The following is an 18,469-nucleotide window of genomic DNA, read 5'->3' as shown; positions in this document are numbered from 1 at the left end:
TCCGTGCGGCCGCCCGCGGGAGCCCGGCCGGGGTCACACCGTCAGCGGCACCGGCTCCGCGCCCGCGCCGGCCCAGGCCGTGAACGGCCGGAAGCCCTGATGGCCGAGCTCGCCGAACACCGTCACCGGGTGGCCGCCGGAGACCGCCGCCAGGCGCCACAGCCCCGCTCCGGCACCGGCGCCGCCCGCCGCGACCGGGACGGCGTCGCTGCCGTCCGCGTCCGCCACCTGCCAGCCCGTCCCGCCCGGTATCGGCACGACGCCGGCGAGCACGACCGGCCAGGCGTCCAGCCACGGGTCGTCGGCCAGGGCCTCCCCGTACGCGCCGAGTGCCGCGGCGACCGGCACGCCCGGCGGCACGCGGCCGGGCAGCGGCGTGTCGTGCCGCGGCCCGAGCACCGCCCGCAGCGGACGGGCCCCCGGGTGGAAGGCCAGCTCCGCGTCGAGGCCGAGGACGACCGGCAGTGCGGGCTCCGGCGCCCGGCCCGCGGCCCCGAAGGACAGCAGCAGCGCGGTACGGCCGGTGGCCTCCCCGTGCAGCCAGGTCCTGCGGGTGGTGAGACGGTCGTCGGCGGTGTCGTGCCGCGCCAGGACCAACCAGCGGTCCCGCACCGTCGGCCCCGCGAGGAGCTCCGCCGAGTCCACCGTGAAGCCGACCCGGGACCGGACGGTGGCCGCCAGCGGCGCGGGCAGCGCGTCCTGTCGCAGGCAGCCTCGGGCCAGCAGATGCAGCAGCGCCGTCTCCTCCAGCAGTCGCGACGGCCAGTCGCCCCCCGACCCCGCCAGCGCGCCCAGCTCGCGCACCCGCGAGGCGAGCCCGGGAGCCTGGGCGTCCACCATGCGGGCGGCCGTCTCGTCCCACCGCCGGTACCCCTCGCGGTCCGCACCCGCCAGGCCGTCCCGCAGCAGATCCGCCAGCCGTCGCTCCAGCTCCGTGGCGCCGGCGGCCACCCGCCCCGCCCGGCGCTCGGCCCGCCTGCGCGCCGCCTCCGGGTCACCGCCACCGGACGTGCCGCGCCCGCCCGGGGGCGTCCGCTCCTCGTGCGCGCGGCGTGCGTCCAGCCACTCGGTGACCCAGTCGGGCCGGCCGCCCCCGTGTGCGGCCGGCCCGACCTCGCCCCCCGCCCACAGCAGGAGCAGCGCGAGCGCGTGCTTGCACGGGAACTTGCGGCTGGGGCAGCCGCAGCTGAAGGCGGGCCCCGCGGTGTCGACCACCGCCCGGTACGGCGTGCCGCCGCTGCCCGCGCACAGCCCCCACACCGCCGTGCCCGAGGACCCCGTCCCGGACCAGCGGGCGGCCGTCGCCAGCGCCGTCCCGGCCTTGCGCGACGACGCGTCGGGCGCGAGTGCCAGGACCTGGTCGGCGGTCCACCGCTCCGTCCGCTGTCCGTCCATCCCGTCCATGGCCACGACGCTACGGGCAGGCACTGACAAACCGCCCTGAGCTGGGGGTTCCTGACGACGGGACGGGATTGTCAGTGGGGTGCGCGATGGTGGGAACGCGGACGCCCCGCGGGGGGCTGACGGGGCGTCCGCGCCATCCGCTCGACGTGAGAACAGGGGAGAACCATGTCCGTGGACACCGCACTCCGGCCGCACGCCGAAGACGCGTTCGCCCATGAGCTCAAGGCTCTCGCGGCGGCCGACGACCGGCCGCGCCCGGCCCGGTGGAACCTGTCGCCGTGGGCGGTCGCCACGTACCTGCTCGGCGGCGAGCTGCCCGACGGCACGGTCGTCACCCCCAAGTACGTGGGCCCGCGGCGGATCGTGGAGGTTGCGGTCAGCACGCTCGCGACCGACCGGGCCCTGCTGCTGCTCGGTGTCCCGGGCACCGCGAAGACCTGGGTCTCCGAACACCTCGCCGCCGCCGTCAGCGGTGACTCCACGCTGCTCGTGCAGGGCACCGCGGGCACGCCGGAGGAGGCCATCCGCTACGGGTGGAACTACGCCCGGCTGCTCACCGACGGGCCGAGCCCGGAGGCCCTGGTCCCGAGCCCGGTCATGCGGGCGATGGCCGAGGGGCGCATCGCCCGCGTGGAGGAGCTGACCCGCGTCCCCGCGGACGTCCAGGACACCCTCATCACCATCCTCTCGGAGAAGACGCTGCCGATACCGGAGCTGGGCACCGAGACCCAGGCGGTGCGCGGGTTCAACCTGATCGCGACCGCCAACGACCGGGACCGCGGCGTCAACGAGCTGTCCAGCGCACTGCGCCGGCGCTTCAACACGGTCGTGCTGCCGCTGCCCGCGACCGTGGAGGAGGAGGTCGACATCGTCAGCCGCCGCGTCGGCCAGCTCGGGCGCTCGCTGGAACTGCCGGCCGCCCCGGAGGGCGCGGACGAGATCCGGCGGGTGGTCACCGTCTTCCGTGAACTGCGCGGCGGGGTCACCGCCGACGGGCGCACGAAGGTGAAGTCCCCCTCCGGCACGCTCTCCACGGCCGAGGCGATCTCCGTGGTGACCAACGGGCTCGCCCTGGCCGCACACTTCGGCGACGGTGTGCTGCGCGCCGGGGACGTCGCCGCCGGGCTGCTCGGCGCGGTGGTCCGCGACCCGGCCGCCGACCGCGTGGTCTGGCAGGAGTACCTGGAGACCGTCGTCCGCGAGCGGGAGGGCTGGAAGGACTTCTACCGCGCCTGCAGAGAGGTGACCCCGTGACCGCCGTGACCGCCGCGGACGGGGTGGCGCTGCTGGGGGTGCGGCACCACGGCCCCGGGTCGGCGCGCGGCGTGCGGGCCGCGCTCGACCGGCTGCAGCCGGGGATCGTGCTCGTCGAGGGCCCGCCGGAGGCGGACGCGGTGCTGGCGCTCGCCGCCGATCCCGGGATGCGGCCGCCGGTCGCGCTGCTCGCCCACGTCGTCGACGAGCCGTCCCGGGCCGGCTTCTGGCCCTTCGCCGAGTTCTCCCCCGAGTGGGCGGCGATCCGCTGGGCGGCCGGACGCGAGGTGCCGGTGCGCTTCATCGACCTGCCCGCCGCGCACTCGCTCCTGCTCCGCGACGAGCGAGGAGAAGGAGAGGGAAGGGGAGAGGAAGAGGGGGGAGAAGGAGAGGCGGAGGCGGCGGACGCGCGCATCGACCCGCTCGCCGTGCTGGCGCGCACGGCCGGCCACGACGACCCGGAGCGGTGGTGGGAGGACGCCGTCGAGCACCGCGGCCGGGACGGCGAGGGGGGCGGCGACCCGCTGGCCGCGTTCGGGGCGCTCGCCGAGGCCATGGGCGCGCTGCGCGAGACCTACGGTGACGGCGGGCACCCGCAGGACGCGGTGCGCGAGGCCCACATGCGGCTGCGGATACGGGAGGCGCGCCGCGCGCACGCGAGCGTGGCCGTGGTGTGCGGGGCCTGGCACGTGCCCGCGCTCGCCGGCGACGGCCGGGTCACCGCCGACCGGGCCCTGCTCAAGGGCCTGCCCAAGGCGAAGGTGGAGGTCACCTGGGTGCCCTGGACGCACCGCAGGCTCTCCCGGGCCAGTGGCTACGGGGCGGGCGTCGACTCCCCCGGCTGGTACCGCCATCTGTTCACCTCGACCGACCGGCCCGTCGCCCGGTGGATGACCAAGGTCGCCGGCCTGCTCCGCGAGGAGGACCTCCCGGTCTCCTCCGCGCACGTCATCGAGGCGGTACGGCTCGCCGGCACCCTCGCGACCCTGCGCGGCCGTCCGCTGCCCGGGCTCGGCGAGACCACGGACGCGGTACGGGCGGTGATGTGCGACGGATCTGACGTGCCGCTGGCGCTGATCCGGGACCGGCTGGTGGTGGGGGACATGCTGGGCGAGGTCCCCGAGGGTGCGCCGGCGGTGCCCCTCGCCCGCGACCTGGCGCGTGAGCAGCGCAGGCTGCGGATCAAGCCGGAGTCCCTGGAGAAGGAGGTGGACCTGGACCTGCGCAAGGACACCGACGCCGGACGCAGCCGCCTGCTGCACCGGCTGCGGATGCTCGGCGTCGGCTGGGGCGAGCCAGGCCGGTCCCGCACGGCCGCCACCGGCACCTTCCGCGAGAGCTGGCGGCTGCGCTGGGAGCCGGAGCTCGCGGTGGCGGTCGCGGAGGCCGGGGTGTGGGGCACCACGGTGGAGTCCGCGGCCACCGCCCGGGCCGAGGACGCGGCGGTGAACGCGGGGGCGCTCGCCGAGGTGACGGGCCTCGCCGAACGCTGCCTGCTCGCCGGGCTGGCGGACGCCCTGCCGACGGTGATGCGGGTGCTCGCCGACCGTGCGGCGCTCGACGTGGACGTCGCGCACCTCGCCCAGGCACTGCCCGCGCTGGTGCGCTCCCTCCGCTACGGCGACGTGCGGGGCACGGACGCAGGGGCGCTGCGCGAGGTCGCCGAGGGGCTCGCGGAGCGCGTCTGCGTCGGGCTCCCGCCCGCGTGCGCTGGGCTCGACGCGGACGGCGCCGCCGAGATGCGCGCTCATGTCACGGAGGTGCAGCGGGCCCTGGTCCTGCTCGGCGACGACGCGCTGCGCGACCGCTGGGCCGGTGTGCTGCGGCGGCTGGCCGTGCGCGACCGCGGCGTACCGGGGCTGCTGCGGGGCAGCGCCGCACGGCTGCTCCTCGACGACGCGCGCCTGGAGCCCGGGGAGGTGGCCCGGCTGATGGGGCTCGCCCTGTCGCACGGCACGGCGCCGCAGGAGGCGGCCGCCTGGGTCGAGGGCTTCCTCGCCGGGGGCGGGATGCTGCTGGTCCACGACGAGCGGCTGCTCGCGCTGGTCGACGGCTGGCTGTCCGGGGTGCCGGCGGCCGCCTTCGACGACGTGCTGCCGCTGCTGCGGCGGACCTTCGGCGGCTTCGACCCGGGGGCGCGGCGCGCGGTGGGGGAGCTGGTGCGGCGCGGCCCGGGAGGCGGGGGAGCGGACGGCGGGGCGGCGGGGGAGGGCCTGCCGGGCTTCGCTCCGGGGCTCGACGAGGAACGGGCGGAGGCGGCGCTGTCCACGGCACGGCTGCTGCTCGGGCCCGGGGGAGAGGACGGGGGCCGGGACGCATGACGGACACGGGCACGGACACAGGCACGGGCGCGGACGCCGACGAGCGGCTGCGGCGCTGGCGGATGGTGCTCGGCGGCGGACCCGCCGACGGCACGGGCCGGCGGCTCACCGGCCGGGACGCGGCGATGGACCAGGCACTGGAGGCGCTGTACGGGGCCGCCCCGCACGGCGGGGGCGGTGCACCGCCCCCGCGGAGCGCCGGGCTGGGCGGCTCGGCGCCCCAGGTCGCGCGCTGGCTGGGGGACGTCCGCAGGTACTTCCCCAGCAGCATCGTCCAGGTGATGCAGCGCGACGCGATCGACCGGCTCGGGCTGTCCGCGCTGCTGCTGGAACCGGAGATGCTGGAGGCGGTCGAGGCCGACGTCCACCTGGTCGGCACGCTGCTCTCGCTGAACAAGGTGATGCCCGGGACGACGAAGGAGACGGCGCGGGCGGTGGTCCGCAAGGTCGTGGAGGACCTGGAGCGGCGCCTGGCGACCCGGACCCGGGCCACCCTCACCGGCGCGCTGGACCGTTCGGCGCGGGTCCACCGCCCGCGGCACCGGGACATCGACTGGGACCGTACGATCCGTGCCAACCTCCGGCACTACCTGCCCGAGCACGGCACCGTCGTCCCCGAACGGCTGATCGGCCACGGCCGGGCCTCGCAGGCGGTGCGCAAGGACGTCGTGCTCTGCGTCGACCAGTCGGGCTCGATGGCGGCCTCCGTGGTCTACGCGTCCGTCTTCGGTGCCGTGCTCGCCTCCATGCGCAGCATCGACACCCGGCTGGTCGTCTTCGACACGGCGGTCGCCGACCTGACGGACCATCTGGACGACCCCGTCGACGTGCTGTTCGGCACCCAGCTCGGCGGCGGCACCGACATCAACCGGGCGCTGGCCTACTGCCAGTCCCTCATCACCCGGCCCGCCGAGACCGTCGTCGTCCTCGTCAGCGACCTGTACGAGGGCGGCATACGCGACGGGATGCTCAAGCGGGTCGCGGCGATGAAGGCGTCCGGTGTGCAGTTCGTGGCACTGCTGGCGCTGTCGGACGAGGGCGCGCCCTCCTACGACCGCGAGCACGCGGCGGCGCTCGCGGCGCTGGGGGCGCCCGCGTTCGCCTGCACCCCGGATCTCTTCCCCGAGGTCATGGCGGCCGCGATCGAGAAGCGGCCGCTGCCCGTGCCCGAGCCTGCCCCTGGAGGGTGACGCCGGGACGGGCGGGTGGGAGCAGCCTCGTCACCCCCGGTGAGCGGACCTCGCCCCGGCGGACCCCGTTCCGGCGGCCGCCGCCGTGGCGACCCGCCCATGTCCCCGCTGCCGCGGGAACCCCCCGAACGGCTGGTCTGTGACCGTTCTCACCGCTCTCGCGCCATCTCGGATTTACCCGTGCCGCCCGCGCGGCGATAACCTGCGAGACGGACATGCCGCGTGCTCGGCCGACGTGTGCGCCCCCCGTACGGCCGTTCGTATGGTTCGTTACGAAGACGTCAGCGACGACCCGCCCCGGCACGCAGACAACGAACCGCGATAACCAAGGACGGACGCGCGTGGACCTGTTCGAGTACCAGGCGAGGGACCTCTTCGCCAAGCACGGTGTACCGGTGCTGGCCGGTGAAGTCATCGAAACGCCTGAGGCGGCGCGCGAGGTCGCGGAGCGGCTCGGTGGCAAGGCTGTCGTCAAGGCACAGGTGAAGACCGGTGGCCGTGGCAAGGCCGGCGGCGTGAAGGTGGCGTCGGACCCCGAGGACGCGGTGGCCAAGGCCGGTCAGATCCTCGGCATGGACATCAAGGGCCACACGGTCCACAAGGTGATGCTGGCCGAGCTGGCCCCGGAGATCGCCTCCGAGTACTACGTCTCCTTCCTCCTCGACCGCGCCAACCGGACGTTCCTGGCGATCGCGTCCGTCGAGGGCGGCATGGAGATCGAGGAGGTGGCGGCGACCAACCCGGCGGCCGTCGCCCAGATCCCGGTGGACGCCATCGAGGGCGTGACCCCGCAGAAGGCCCGCGAGATCGTCGAGGCGGCCGCCTTCCCGGCCGACGTCGCCGACCAGGTCACCGAGATCCTGCAGACCCTGTGGAAGACCTTCATCTCCGAGGACGCGCTCCTCGTCGAGGTCAACCCGCTCGCCAAGGTCGCCGACGGCCGCGTCATCGCGCTCGACGGCAAGGTCTCGCTGGACGAGAACGCCGACTTCCGCCAGCCGGAGCACGAGGCGCTGGTCGACCACGCCGCCGCCAACCCGCTGGAGGCCGCGGCCAAGGCCAAGGGCCTCAACTACGTCAAGCTTGAGGGCGAGGTCGGCATCATCGGCAACGGCGCGGGTCTCGTCATGAGCACCCTGGACGTCGTCGCCTACGCCGGTGAGGGCCACGGCAACGTCAAGCCCGCCAACTTCCTCGACATCGGCGGTGGCGCCTCCGCCGAGGTCATGGCCAACGGCCTCGAGATCATCCTGGGCGACCCGGACGTCAAGTCCGTCTTCGTCAACGTCTTCGGCGGCATCACCGCCTGCGACGCGGTCGCCAACGGCATCGTCCAGGCCCTGGAGCTGCTGAAGTCCAAGGGCGAAGAGGTCACCAAGCCGCTCGTCGTCCGTCTGGACGGCAACAACGCGGAGCTCGGTCGGCAGATCCTGACCGACGCCAACCACCCGCTGGTCGAGCAGGTCGACACCATGGACGGCGCCGCGGAGCGCGCCGCCGAGCTGGCTGCGAAGTAAGGGACAGGTCACCACATCATGGCTATCTTCCTGACCAAGGAGAGCAAGGTCATCGTCCAGGGGATGACCGGTTCCGAGGGCACCAAGCACACCCGGCGCATGCTCGCCTCGGGCACCAACATCGTCGGCGGCGTGAACCCGCGCAAGGCCGGCACCAGCGTGGACTTCGACGGCACCGAGGTGCCGGTCTTCGGCTCCGTCGCCGAGGCCATGGAGAAGACCGGTGCCGACGTCACCGTCATCTTCGTCCCGCCGAAGTTCGCCAAGGACGCGGTCATCGAGGCCATCGACGCCGGGATCGGCCTCGCGGTCGTGATCACCGAGGGCATCGCGGTCCACGACACCGCCGCCTTCTGGGCGTACGCGGGCAGCAAGGGCAACAAGACCCGGATCATCGGTCCGAACTGCCCCGGCCTGATCACCCCCGGCCAGTCCAACGCGGGCATCATCCCGGCCGACATCACCACCTCCGGCCGCATCGGCCTGGTGTCGAAGTCGGGCACGCTGACCTACCAGATGATGTACGAGCTCAGCGACATCGGCTTCTCCTCGGCGGTCGGCATCGGCGGTGACCCGATCATCGGCACCACCCACATTGACGCGCTGAAGGCGTTCCAGGACGACCCCGAGACCGACCTGATCGTCATGATCGGCGAGATCGGCGGCGACGCCGAGGAGCGTGCCGCGGCCTTCATCGCCGAGCACGTCACCAAGCCGGTCGTCGGCTACGTCGCGGGCTTCACCGCGCCCGAGGGCAAGACCATGGGCCACGCCGGCGCCATCGTCTCCGGCTCCTCCGGCACCGCCCAGGCGAAGAAGGAGGCCCTCGAGGCCGCCGGCGTCAAGGTCGGCAAGACCCCGTCGGAGACGGCCCGCCTCGCGCGCGCCATCCTGCAGGGCTGATCCTCGCCTCCGTACGGAGGCACGCACACGGGCCCGCTCCCTCCGGGGGGCGGGCCCGTGTGCGTGTGCGCGGGCCCGCTCAGCGCACGGGGGCGGAGGTGCGCTGCCCGACCGGTCCGTGGTCGGCCGCGACGCGGTCGCTGAGCGGCCCGAAGACCAGCCCGACCGCGGTCGCCAGCGCTATCACCACCGTCGCCACCACGGCACCCACCGTGCGGATGCGCAGCCACTGCTCGCTCAGTTCGCGCACCATGGCCGCCGGGAACTCCGGCTGCGGCTGCTCGTCCAGCAGGTCGCCCAGCCGGGCCGGCGCCCCCTCGCCCAGGGCCTCGCGCCCCCGGACGATGCGCCGCCTGGTCATGGAGGTGGTGGCCATGCTCTCCGCCGCCGTGCGCCGCAGGCTCAGCCCCAGGCCGTCGTGGAGCAGTACGGCGTGCCGGGTGCCGCGCGGCAGCCGCTGGAACGCGCTGCGCTCCCGTGGCGGGGTGCGGTACCAGGGCAGCGTCTGCTGCCAGGGCGCGAGGGCGTGGTGGTGCGCCTCCGCACGGATCCACCCGGCCGGGTCGGGGTCGACGGCGACCTCGGGCCACCGCTGCCAGGCCAGGTCGAAGGCGCGGTGCACGGCGTGCCGGGCCAGCCGCATGTTGCCGGTGAGCAGTTCGACCTGGCGGAGCAGGGCGGGCGCGTTGCGGGTGTACAGCCCGTCGAAGGCCGCCTGCGCGGCCTCGGCGATCCGTACGGCCTCGATCGCCGGGTCCTCGGCCTTGCCCGCGGCCTTGCCCGCGGCCTCCGGTTCCGGGGCCTGCCTGCCGGGCGGAGCGGACGCGGGGGCGGGGTCGCGGGGCCCCTCGGCCCCCGTCGGCTCCACCCGTTCCGCGGACGCGTCCGGTTCCCCCGCACCGGCCGCCTGCGCGGCCTGCGGGTCCTTCGCGGCGTTCCCGGCCTGCGCCGCCCCGAGGGCCTTCGCCGGCCGGGGACGCCTTCGCTTCTTGAGGGCCTTCGCGGCCCTCGCCGTGGATGTGCGGCTCATGCGATCGACCACTCGGATCGAATGAAGAAACGCATAACGCCATATTCCGCGACACGACGGTCATTCGCATGCTGCCACGGCGAAAGGGGGTGTTCTTGGCAGCATGAGATCCGTGAGTGCCGCAAGCGCCCTGAACCACGTCGTGCACCGGATCCGGGCCGCCCACGAGACCCTGCGCACCTCCGAGTCCGCCCCCGCCTTCACCGGCGGCGTGGTCGCAGCGGGCCTCGGCCTGGGCGGCTTCGCCATGCTCGTGCTCTTCCTGTGGGTCGTCTCGCCATTCCCCGACAGCGGGCTGAACGGCGCCCTCCACGTCGCCGCGGACTGCTGGCTGCTCGCCCACGGCGGCGGCCTGGTGCGCACCGAGACCCTCTCCGGCGTCGCCGCGCCCATCGGCGTCACGCCGCTGCTGCCCATGGCGTTCCCGGTGTGGCTGCTGTACCGGGCGGGGGCGGACGCCGTCGCGCCGGCCTCGGACGACAAGGTCGCGCGGTCCGCCGTGGCATGGCTGATCGGCGGGTACCTCGCGGTGGGCGCCGGGGTGGTCGTCTACACCTCGTACGGGCCGGTGCGCAGCGACGCCCTCGGTGCCGCGGTGCACCTGCCCCTCGTCGCCGCCCTCGCGGCGGTCGCGGGGGCCTGGATGGAGCGGGGGCGGCCGCGGATCCCGCTGCCCGCATGGCTGTCCCGGGTGACCGTGGCCGTGACGGTGCCGCTGCGGGATACCGCGGTCGTGCTGCGCTCGGCGGGGGCGGGCGTCTGCGTCCTCGTCGCGGGCGGTGCGGCGCTCACGGCGGTGACCCTGGCGTTGCACCCCGGTGCCGCGGGGGCGTCGTTCACCCGGCTCAGCGAGGCGCTGTCCGGCCGGCTGGCGGTGCTGGCGGTGGCGGTCGCGCTGATCCCGAACGCCGCCGTGTGGGGCGCGGCCTATGCGCTCGGCCCCGGTTTCGCGCTCGGCACCCAGGCCGTGGTGCGTCCGGCCGGCGTGGTGGGGGAGCCGGTGCTGCCGGACTTCCCGCTCCTCGCGGCGCTGCCCCAGCCCGGGCCCGGGACGTCGCTGGCCTGGGTGGTGCTGGTCGTGCCGGTGCTCGCCGGCGTCGCGGTGGGGGTGCTCGCCGTCGACCGGCGGGAGCCGTGCGGCCCCGGGCGCACCGCGGCGCACGCCGCCCTGGGCGGGCTGGTGTGCGGGATCGCCATGGCGCTGCTCACCGGGTTCGCGGCGGGGCCGCTGGGCACCGGGGCGCTGGAGGACTTCGGGCCGTCCTGGTGGCTCACCGGGTTCGCGGCGGCCGGGTGGACGGCGGCCGCCGGTACGCCCACGGCCCTGCTGGTGCGCTGGGTGCGCTGGGTGCGGGTCCGCCGTGCCGCCGCCGCGACGGAGGGCCGGGACGCGGAGGGCGCGGACGCGGTGGGCGAGGACGCGGTGGGCGCGGACGCGGAGGCGCAGGGCGACGCGGTGCGGGGCGACGTGCTGCCCGGCGCCGCCCCGTCGGAGGCCTGAGCCTCCGTCCGGGGCCGGCGCGAACGGCGCGTCAGGGGGTGTGGAGCACGTCGCGCAGCGGGGTCGGCAGCAACTGCTGGCAGGCGTCGCGCGACGAGGAGGTCAACGCGTCGCGCGTGCAGGAGTAGTAGTCCTTGTAGACGACCTGGGTCGTGAAGGTCGTCGCCACGACGCAGAGGGCGAGCCCGCCCATGATCAGACCGCCGAGCGCGGCCGGGCGCTGCGGCTTGCTGCGGGGGTCGGTGGGCCGCTGCGGCGGAGGGGTGGCGCCGCCCTCGGTCAGCAGGGCGGCCGCCTCGGCGCGGGCCTTGGCCCGTTCCTCGGGCTTCATCCGCAGCGCGTTGACGCTCCAGTACAGCGCGAGGGCGCCGAGCAGCAGCCCCACGTACGTCCAGCCCAGGAAGAGGGCGAAGAACAGCCCCCACATGCCGCAGATCATGGCGTAGCGGGCACGCCGCTGGGCGGGGTCCGTGGGGTCGAAGCGCGGACCGTCCGGGCGCCGTCCGCCGCCGTAGCCGCCACCGGGGCGGTCGCCGTAGCCGCCGTCCTGCCGGCCGGGCTGCCGCTCGCTCCACTGACCGCCCCACGCCGGGGGCGGCGGAGGCGGTGTGGGCGTGGGGCGGTCATCCCCGGAGTCGGAGGGCTGCTCCGGCCGGCGCGGCTGCCAGGGCTGCTCGGGGGCGTTCTCCGCCGGCGGGGCGAACGGGTTGTCCTGCTCGCGGCCTCGGCCACTGCTCATGCTTGCCTGGGTCATCCCCTTGCCGTCGACTCCTCGAGTTGTGGGACGTGTGACTTCGCCGTTCTTCACCCCAGACGCTACCGCCCGCGCGCTCCCCCGTCCCGTGGGGGCGGTCGGGTGTGCCGGTATCGTTGCTGACGGTCGACGGCCTCGTAGAGTTCCCCGGAATTCCGGCGATCTTCGAGTCGTACGATCCTCCAAAGCGCCGGATCCCGAGAGATGACCCGCAGTGGCCACAGTCTTTCCGCCCCTTTCCCGCCCCGCCCGACTCGTCGTGCTCGTCTCCGGTTCGGGCACGAACCTGCAGGCGCTGCTCGACGCGGGACTGCACGTCGTCGCCGTCGGCGCGGACCGGTCCGGCATCGCCGGCCTGGAGCGCGCCGAGCGTGCCGGGCTGCCGACGTTCGTCTGCCGGGTCACCGACCACGGCGACCGTGAGGCGTGGGACGCCGCGCTGACCGGGGCGGTGGCCGCGCACGAGCCCGACCTGGTCGTCTCGGCCGGGTTCATGAAGATCGTGGGCAAGGAGTTCCTCGCCCGGTTCGGCGGCCGTCTCGTCAACACCCACCCGGCGCTGCTGCCGAGCTTCCCGGGTGCCCACGGGGTGCGCGACGCCCTCGCGTACGGCGTGAAGGTCACCGGCTGCACCGTCCACTTCGTCGACGACGGCGTCGACACCGGCCCGATCATCGCCCAGGGCGCGGTCGAGGTCCGGGAGGACGACACGGAGGAAGCGCTCCACGAGCGCATCAAGGAAGTCGAGCGCACGCTGCTCGTCGACGTCGTGGGGCGGCTGTCCCGCGACGGCTATCGCATTGAGGGACGAAAGGTTCTGTTGCCGTGAGTACCAAGCGGGAGATCCGTCGCGCACTGGTCAGCGTCTACGACAAGACCGGTCTGGAGGAGCTGGCCCGCGGCCTGCACGAGGCGGGCGTCCAGCTGGTCTCCACCGGCTCGACGGCCGGGCGGATCGCCGCCGCCGGGGTGCCGGTCACCAAGGTCGAGGAGCTGACCGGGTTCCCCGAGTGCCTCGACGGCCGCGTGAAGACCCTGCACCCGAAGGTGCACGCCGGCATCCTCGCCGACCTGCGGCTGGAGGACCACCGCCGGCAGCTGGAGGAGCTGGGCGTCGAGCCCTTCGACCTGGTCGTGGTCAACCTCTACCCCTTCCGCGAGACGGTCGCCTCCGGCGCCTCTGAGGACGAGTGCGTCGAGCAGATCGACATCGGCGGCCCCTCGATGGTCCGTGCCGCGGCCAAGAACCACCCGTCCGTGGCGGTCGTGACCAGCCCCGAGCGGTACGCGGACGTGCTCGGCGCCGTCCGTGAGGGCGGCTTCGACCTCACCACCCGCAAGCGCCTGGCGGCCGAGGCGTTCCAGCACACCGCGGCCTACGACGTCGCGGTCGCGAGCTGGTTCGCGAGCTCGTACGCGCCCGCCGACGACAGCCCCTTCCCGGACTTCCTGGGCGCCACCTACGAGCGCAAGAACGTGCTGCGCTACGGCGAGAACCCGCACCAGGCCGCCGCGCTGTACACCGACGGCGGGACGGGCCTGGCGAACGCCGAGCAGCTGCACGGCAAGGAGATGTCCTACAACAACTACGTCGACACCGAGGCCGCGCGCCGGGCGGCGTACGACCACGACGAGCCCTGCGTCGCGATCATCAAGCACGCCAACCCGTGCGGCATCGCGGTGGGCGACGACGTCGCGCAGGCGCACCGCAAGGCGCACGCCTGCGACCCGCTGTCCGCCTTCGGCGGAGTCATCGCCGTCAACCGGCCCGTGAGCGTGGCCATGGCCGAGCAGGTCGCCGAGATCTTCACCGAGGTCATCGTCGCGCCGGACTTCGAGGAGGGCGCGGTCGAGGTCCTCGCCCGCAAGAAGAACATCCGCGTGCTGCGCTGCCCCGAGGCGCCCGTCGCGGAGACGGAGTTCCGTCCGGTCGAGGGCGGGCTGCTGCTGCAGGAGAAGGACCGCCTCCAGGCCGCCGGGGACGACCCCGCCACCTGGACGCTGGCCACCGGCGAGCCGCTGACCGCCGACGAGCTGGCCGACCTGGCGTTCGCCTGGCGGGCCTGCCGGGCCGTGAAGTCCAACGCCATCCTGCTGGCGAAGGACGGCGCGACGGTCGGCGTCGGGATGGGCCAGGTCAACCGGGTCGACTCCGCCAAGCTCGCCGTGCAGCGGGCCGGCGAGGAGCGGGCCGCGGGCTCCTACGCCGCCTCCGACGCCTTCTTCCCCTTCCCTGACGGGCTGGAGGTGCTCACCGGCGCGGGCGTCAAGGCCGTGGTGCAGCCCGGTGGTTCGGTCCGCGACGAGGCCGTGGTCGAGGCCGCGCGCAAGGCCGGCGTGACCATGTACCTCACCGGGACGCGGCACTTCTTCCACTGACCGGCCGGTGTGCCGGAACGCCGAAGGCCCCCGCCGGTGCGGGGGCCTTCGGCCTGCGGGCGGACCCGCTCAGTACTGCGGGCGCTTGAACCAGGCCGCCGTCTCGGCCTTCGCCGCGAAGACGATCAGCAGCACGCTGAGCGCGAGCGGTGCGAGCAGCAGGAAAGCGCCGCTGATCATGGTGGCGACACTGCTCAGCGCGACCAGCACGCCGATCACGATGGACCCGATCCGCGTGCCGTTGCCGCCGGTCCTGTACTTGGCGCCCATGCCGATCGACAGCACGGCGAAGGCGAGGAAGAGCACCCCCATGACGTAGACCAGGCCGATGGGCATGGTCAGTTCGTCGGTGTCGTCCACGCTCTTGAGCGCCGCGGCCCCGAGCAGGAGCAGCAGGCCGCCCAGGATCTGCAGCCCGCCGAGCACGAAGAGCATCGCCCGGGCCGTCCTGGCCGACGACGGCATGACCTCCGGCCCGCCCGGGTACGCCGCGAACGGCGCGTGCGGCTGCGGCTGCTGGGGGTAGCCGTACGGCGGCTGCGCCTGCGGCTGGGGCTGCGTCGGGTAGCCGTGGCCGGGCTGGGCCGGGGGCTGTTGCGGGTATCCGTACGGCTGCTGCGGTGGCTGCCGGCCGTAGGGATCGCCGGGGCCGGGCGGATAGCTCACTTCTCACTTCCTTCGCGGGGACGGGCCGGGGGGACGGGGCCGGGGGACCGGGCCTACTGGGTCTTGACGACGACCGAGTTGAGGATCTTGTCGGCGAAGGTCTGCTTCTTGTCGTCCCACAGCGGCCACAGGTAGCCGATGTAGCAGGCGGCGCCGTCCAGGCCGTGGCACAGCCGGCGGACGAAGGCCATGCCGAAGCCGAGCGGACGGCCGTCCAACTCCCTCAGCACGCTGATGCCGAGGGCCTTCTTGCCCGGCGTCTGGCCGGTCTTGCCCTCGCGGTAGCACAGGAACAGGCTGCCGGCGAGGGACAGCAGGAAGCCCAGGCCGATCAGGGCGATGGCACCACCCGGCATCGTGGGCGCGGGGCAGGAGTAGGTGCCGCTCTGGTCGCACGCGCGGGCCGCGTCGACCACCTCGGCGATGAACTGCGCGTAGCCGATGCCGATGAGGATCATCGGCACGAGTCCGGCGACCAGGAAGTCGATCAGCGTCGCACCCACCCGCGCACCCCAGCTCGCGAACGGGGGCATGCCCGGGACGGGACCGGCGGGGCCCCCGGGGTGGCCGCCGTAGCCGTACGGGCCCTGGGCCTGCGGCGGAACGGCGCCGTAGGGCGGCTGGGGCTGCGTCGGGTAGCCGTAACCGGGCTGGGCCGGGGGCTGCTGCGGGTATCCGTAGGGCTGCTGAGGCGGCTGCTGGCCGTACGGATTGCCGGGACCGGGCGGGTAGCTCACGTTGGCTTCTTTCGCGCGGATGGGACTGGGGACGGGCCACATCGTCCTGGGCGGCGTCATCCGCTGTCCAGCGTTGGTGTGCGGACCTGAGAAGATGGAGGTATGACCGCCCAGATTCTCGATGGCAAGGCCACTGCCGCCGCGATCAAGTCCGAACTGTCCACCCGCGTCCAGGCGCTCAAGGCGCGGGGTGTCACCCCGGGGCTGGGCACGCTGCTGGTCGGCGACGACCCCGGCAGCCGCTGGTACGTCGCGGGCAAGCACCGCGACTGCGCGGAGGTCGGCATCGCGTCCATCCAGCGCGAGCTGCCGGAGACCGCCACCCAGGAGGAGATCGAGGCGGTCGTCCGTGAACTCAACGACAACCCGGAGTGCACCGGCTACATCGTCCAGCTGCCGCTGCCCAAGGGGATCGACACCAACCGCGTCCTGGGGCTGATGGACCCGGCCAAGGACGCCGACGGCCTGCACCCGACGAACCTCGGGCGGCTGGTGCTCAACGAGCGCGGCCCGCTGCCCTGTACCCCCAACGGCATCGTGGAGCTGCTGCGCCGGCACGGCGTGGAGATCAACGGCGCGCACGTCACCGTGGTCGGCCGCGGCGTCACCGTCGGCCGCTCGATCGGCCTGCTGCTGACCCGCAAGTCGGAGAACGCCACCGTCACCCTCTGCCACACCGGCACCCGCGACCTGTCCGCCCAGCTGCGCCAGGCCGACGTCATCGTGGCCGCCGCGGGCGTGCCGCACCTGGTGAAGCCGGAGGACGTGCGACCGGGCGCGGCCGTGCTGGACGTCGGCGTCAGCCGCGACGAGAACGGCAAGATCGTCGGCGACGTGCACCCGGGCGTGGCCGAGGTCGCCGGCTGGATCTCGCCGAACCCCGGCGGCGTCGGCCCGATGACCCGGGCCATGCTGCTGGCGAACGTGGTGGAGGCCGCGGAGGGCCGGTACGCATGACCGGGACGGGTCCCCGTACGCAAGGGGCGGCGCCGGAGGAGGGGGCCGACGAGTCCGGCCGCAGCCGCCGCTTCCAGGTGCTGACCCGCGGCACCGCGCGCCCCGAGGGCGGCGGCCGGGCCATGGGCGCCCACGCCCCGGCCCCGGCCCGTCAGTGGCCGGTCCTCGTGGTCTCCGGCGCGGTGCTGCTCGGCCTGGTGCTGGTGGCCGCGGACGTCACCCGGGCCGGCCTGGTGCTGGTCGGCTCGGCGCTGCTCGCGGGCGCGCTGATGCGCCGGCTGCTGCCCTCGGTCGGCATGCTGGCCGTCCGCAGCCGCTTCACCGACATGATCACCTACGGTGTGCTGGGCGCCCTGATCGTGCTGCTGGCGCTGATGGCGCAGCCGCACCCGGTGCTGGAGATCCCCTTCCTGGAGGATGTCGTCCGCTTCTCCGTGCGTTGATCCGGTTACGCTGTGTGGTCAGTGTCCTGACGTACGACGTGCACCCCGGGCACACGTCACCGGCGTGAGAGGGAGAACGACTCCCATGGCCAAGATCAAGGCAAGGAACCCGGTCGTCGAGCTCGACGGCGACGAGATGGCGCGGATCATCTGGCGGTTCATCAGGGACGAGCTGGTCCTGCCGTACCTCGACATCGAACTGGTCCGCTTCGACCTGGGCATCGAGCACCGGGACGCCACCCACGACCGGGTGACGGCGGAAGCGGCGGAAGCGGTCGGCAGGCACGGCGTCGGCGTGAAGTGCGCCACCATCACGCCCGACGAGGCGCGGGTCGCGGAGTTCGGCCTCAAGGGGATGTACCGCTCCCCGAACGCCACCATCCGTGACCGCCTCGGCGGCGGGATCTTCCGCGAACCCGTCGTCCTGCGGAACGTGCCGAGGGCCGTGCCCGGCGGGACCCGTCCCGTGGTGATCGCCCGGCACGCCTTCGGCGACCAGTACCGGGCCACCGAGCTGCGGATCCCCGGCGCGGGCACCCTCGCCCTGAGCTTCACCCCGGCCGACGGCTCCGACCCGGTCGAGCTGGAGGTCCACCACTTCCCGGGCGCCGGCGTGGCGCTCGGCATGGTCAACCTGGACGACTCGATCCGCGAGTTCGCGCGCGCGGCCTTCCGCTACGGGCTGGCGCGCGGGCTCCCCGTCTACCTGTCCACGAAGAACACGGTGCTCAGGAAGTACGACGGCCGCTTCAAGGACCTCTTCCAGGAGGTCTTCGACGGCGAGTTCCGGCGCGAGTTCGAGGCGTCGGGCCTGGGCTACGAGCACCGCCAGGTCGACGACATGGCGGCCTCGGCCCTGAAGGGCGCCGGCGGCTACGTCTGGGCGTGCAAGAACTACGACGGCGACATCCTGTCCGGGGTCCTCACCCGGGGCGTCGGCTCGGCGGGGCTGATGACCTCGGTCCTCATGACCTCCGACGGCAGGACCGTGCTGTCGGAGGCGGCGCACGGCACGGTCACCCGCCACTACCGCAGGCACCAGGCGGGCCGGCCGACCTCGACCAACCCCATCGCCATGGTCTTCGCGTGGAGCCGCGGCCTCGCCCACCGCGCCCGGCTGGACGACACCCCCGAACTCGCCCGGTTCGCCGGGACGCTGGAGAACGCCTGCCTGGAGGTCGTCGAGGCCGGCCAGCTGACCCAGGACCTGGCGGTGCTGGTCGGCCCGGAGCAGCCGTGGCTGACGACCGAGCGGTTCCTCGCCGCCGTCGACGAGAACCTGCGCAAGCGCATGTCCGTCTGAGCCGGAACTCCGGCGCCGCGCGGCACCCGCACGACCGGGTACCCCGTCCTCCCCCCGTCGGAGGACGGGGCACCGTCGTGTTGGGGCGCCCCCCTCTGGCCCCCGGCGAC

At 74.3% G+C, this 18,469-nt stretch carries 16 protein-coding genes; 11 read left to right on the top strand and 5 right to left on the bottom strand.

Features of this window, described 5'->3' with window-relative positions; genetic code table 11:
* Window positions 1-33 precede the first annotated feature (33 nt).
* Window positions 34-1,404, bottom strand: coding sequence for an SWIM zinc finger family protein (locus ACFYYN_RS06190; protein WP_500544828.1), 1,371 nt, complete (start codon window positions 1,402-1,404; stop codon window positions 34-36).
* 165 nt (window positions 1,405-1,569) lie between these two features.
* On the opposite strand from ACFYYN_RS06190, the gene ACFYYN_RS06185 reads away from it, so the two are divergent.
* From ACFYYN_RS06185 to sucD, 5 genes are all read left to right on the top strand, one after another.
* Window positions 1,570-2,658, top strand: a complete 1,089-nt coding sequence (locus tag ACFYYN_RS06185; RefSeq protein ID WP_500544827.1) for an ATP-binding protein — start codon at window positions 1,570-1,572, stop codon at window positions 2,656-2,658.
* A 5-nt stretch (window positions 2,659-2,663) separates the two neighbouring features.
* Complete coding sequence (locus tag ACFYYN_RS06180; protein ID WP_500544868.1) at window positions 2,664-4,979, top strand: DUF5682 family protein; 2,316 nt, start codon at window positions 2,664-2,666, stop codon at window positions 4,977-4,979.
* A complete protein-coding gene (locus ACFYYN_RS06175) occupies window positions 4,976-6,169 on the top strand; it encodes a VWA domain-containing protein (RefSeq protein ID WP_500544826.1) in 1,194 nt (397 codons plus the stop codon). Before ACFYYN_RS06180 ends, ACFYYN_RS06175 begins: the two co-directional genes overlap by 4 nt.
* Before the next feature lie 341 nt (window positions 6,170-6,510).
* Window positions 6,511-7,686: an ADP-forming succinate--CoA ligase subunit beta gene (gene sucC, locus ACFYYN_RS06170; RefSeq protein WP_500332128.1), complete on the top strand. Its 1,176-nt coding sequence runs from the start codon at window positions 6,511-6,513 to the stop codon at window positions 7,684-7,686.
* 18 nt (window positions 7,687-7,704) lie between these two features.
* Window positions 7,705-8,589 carry a succinate--CoA ligase subunit alpha gene (gene sucD, locus ACFYYN_RS06165; protein WP_499513515.1) on the top strand — a complete coding sequence of 295 codons (885 nt, stop codon included), beginning with the start codon at window positions 7,705-7,707 and terminating at the stop codon, window positions 8,587-8,589.
* A 79-nt stretch (window positions 8,590-8,668) separates the two neighbouring features.
* On the opposite strand, the gene ACFYYN_RS06160 is transcribed toward sucD, so the two are convergent.
* Window positions 8,669-9,619 (bottom strand): RNA polymerase sigma factor, encoded by a 951-nt coding sequence (locus ACFYYN_RS06160; protein ID WP_500544825.1) that lies wholly within the window; start codon window positions 9,617-9,619, stop codon window positions 8,669-8,671.
* Window positions 9,620-9,731: 112 nt separating this feature from the next.
* Here ACFYYN_RS06160 and ACFYYN_RS06155 point away from each other — a divergent pair, with 112 nt between their 5' ends.
* Window positions 9,732-11,120, top strand: coding sequence for a cell division protein PerM (locus ACFYYN_RS06155; RefSeq protein WP_500544824.1), 1,389 nt, complete (start codon window positions 9,732-9,734; stop codon window positions 11,118-11,120).
* Between the two features lie 31 nt (window positions 11,121-11,151).
* Here ACFYYN_RS06155 and ACFYYN_RS06150 read toward each other — a convergent pair whose 3' ends face one another.
* Window positions 11,152-11,859 carry a hypothetical protein gene (locus tag ACFYYN_RS06150; RefSeq protein ID WP_500544823.1) on the bottom strand — a complete coding sequence of 236 codons (708 nt, stop codon included), beginning with the start codon at window positions 11,857-11,859 and terminating at the stop codon, window positions 11,152-11,154.
* A gap of 229 nt (window positions 11,860-12,088) precedes the next feature.
* Between ACFYYN_RS06150 and purN the strand changes: the two genes are divergently transcribed.
* Window positions 12,089-12,703 (top strand): phosphoribosylglycinamide formyltransferase, encoded by a 615-nt coding sequence (gene purN / locus ACFYYN_RS06145; protein ID WP_499513519.1) that lies wholly within the window; start codon window positions 12,089-12,091, stop codon window positions 12,701-12,703.
* Window positions 12,700-14,253 (top strand): bifunctional phosphoribosylaminoimidazolecarboxamide formyltransferase/IMP cyclohydrolase, encoded by a 1,554-nt coding sequence (purH, locus tag ACFYYN_RS06140; RefSeq protein ID WP_500332132.1) that lies wholly within the window; start codon window positions 12,700-12,702, stop codon window positions 14,251-14,253. The genes purN and purH overlap by 4 nt, the downstream gene beginning before the upstream one ends.
* Window positions 14,254-14,322: 69 nt before the next feature.
* Here purH and ACFYYN_RS06135 read toward each other — a convergent pair whose 3' ends face one another.
* Both ACFYYN_RS06135 and ACFYYN_RS06130 read right to left on the bottom strand, forming a co-directional pair.
* Window positions 14,323-14,919, bottom strand: a complete 597-nt coding sequence (locus ACFYYN_RS06135) for a hypothetical protein (protein WP_500544822.1) — start codon at window positions 14,917-14,919, stop codon at window positions 14,323-14,325.
* Window positions 14,920-14,972: 53 nt separating this feature from the next.
* A complete protein-coding gene (locus ACFYYN_RS06130; protein WP_500332134.1) occupies window positions 14,973-15,656 on the bottom strand; it encodes an RDD family protein in 684 nt (227 codons plus the stop codon).
* A 102-nt stretch (window positions 15,657-15,758) separates the two neighbouring features.
* On the opposite strand from ACFYYN_RS06130, the gene ACFYYN_RS06125 reads away from it, so the two are divergent.
* From ACFYYN_RS06125 to ACFYYN_RS06115, 3 genes are all read left to right on the top strand, one after another.
* The gene (locus ACFYYN_RS06125; protein ID WP_499513523.1) at window positions 15,759-16,613 is read left to right on the top strand and encodes a bifunctional methylenetetrahydrofolate dehydrogenase/methenyltetrahydrofolate cyclohydrolase; all 855 of its coding nucleotides are present in this window, start codon (window positions 15,759-15,761) and stop codon (window positions 16,611-16,613) included.
* Entirely contained in the window at window positions 16,610-17,056 is a 447-nt protein-coding gene (locus ACFYYN_RS06120) for a DUF3017 domain-containing protein (RefSeq protein ID WP_500332135.1), read from the top strand. Before ACFYYN_RS06125 ends, ACFYYN_RS06120 begins: the two co-directional genes overlap by 4 nt.
* Window positions 17,057-17,141: 85 nt before the next feature.
* Window positions 17,142-18,359: an NADP-dependent isocitrate dehydrogenase gene (locus tag ACFYYN_RS06115; protein WP_500436516.1), complete on the top strand. Its 1,218-nt coding sequence runs from the start codon at window positions 17,142-17,144 to the stop codon at window positions 18,357-18,359.
* Window positions 18,360-18,469 lie beyond the last annotated feature (110 nt).

The sequence above is a fragment of the Streptomyces sp. NPDC001902 genome (assembly GCF_042891295.1).
In the GTDB taxonomy this organism is placed as follows: Bacteria; Actinomycetota; Actinomycetes; order Streptomycetales; family Streptomycetaceae; genus Actinacidiphila.
This window is presented reverse-complemented; position numbering and strand designations above follow the sequence as displayed.

Excerpts from the sequence above, each read along its gene's own strand:
- ACFYYN_RS06190 (WP_500544828.1), bottom strand. The coding sequence starts at position 1,404 with ATGGACGGGATGGACGGACAGCGGACGGAGCGGTGGACCGCCGACCAG.
- ACFYYN_RS06185 (WP_500544827.1), top strand. The coding sequence starts at position 1,570 with ATGTCCGTGGACACCGCACTCCGGCCGCACGCCGAAGACGCGTTCGCC.
- ACFYYN_RS06175 (WP_500544826.1), top strand. The coding sequence starts at position 4,976 with ATGACGGACACGGGCACGGACACAGGCACGGGCGCGGACGCCGACGAG.
- sucD (WP_499513515.1), top strand. The coding sequence starts at position 7,705 with ATGGCTATCTTCCTGACCAAGGAGAGCAAGGTCATCGTCCAGGGGATG.
- ACFYYN_RS06160 (WP_500544825.1), bottom strand. The coding sequence starts at position 9,619 with ATGAGCCGCACATCCACGGCGAGGGCCGCGAAGGCCCTCAAGAAGCGA.
- ACFYYN_RS06150 (WP_500544823.1), bottom strand. The coding sequence starts at position 11,859 with ATGAGCAGTGGCCGAGGCCGCGAGCAGGACAACCCGTTCGCCCCGCCG.
- ACFYYN_RS06125 (WP_499513523.1), top strand. The coding sequence starts at position 15,759 with ATGACCGCCCAGATTCTCGATGGCAAGGCCACTGCCGCCGCGATCAAG.
- ACFYYN_RS06120 (WP_500332135.1), top strand. The coding sequence starts at position 16,610 with ATGACCGGGACGGGTCCCCGTACGCAAGGGGCGGCGCCGGAGGAGGGG.
- ACFYYN_RS06115 (WP_500436516.1), top strand. The coding sequence starts at position 17,142 with ATGGCCAAGATCAAGGCAAGGAACCCGGTCGTCGAGCTCGACGGCGAC.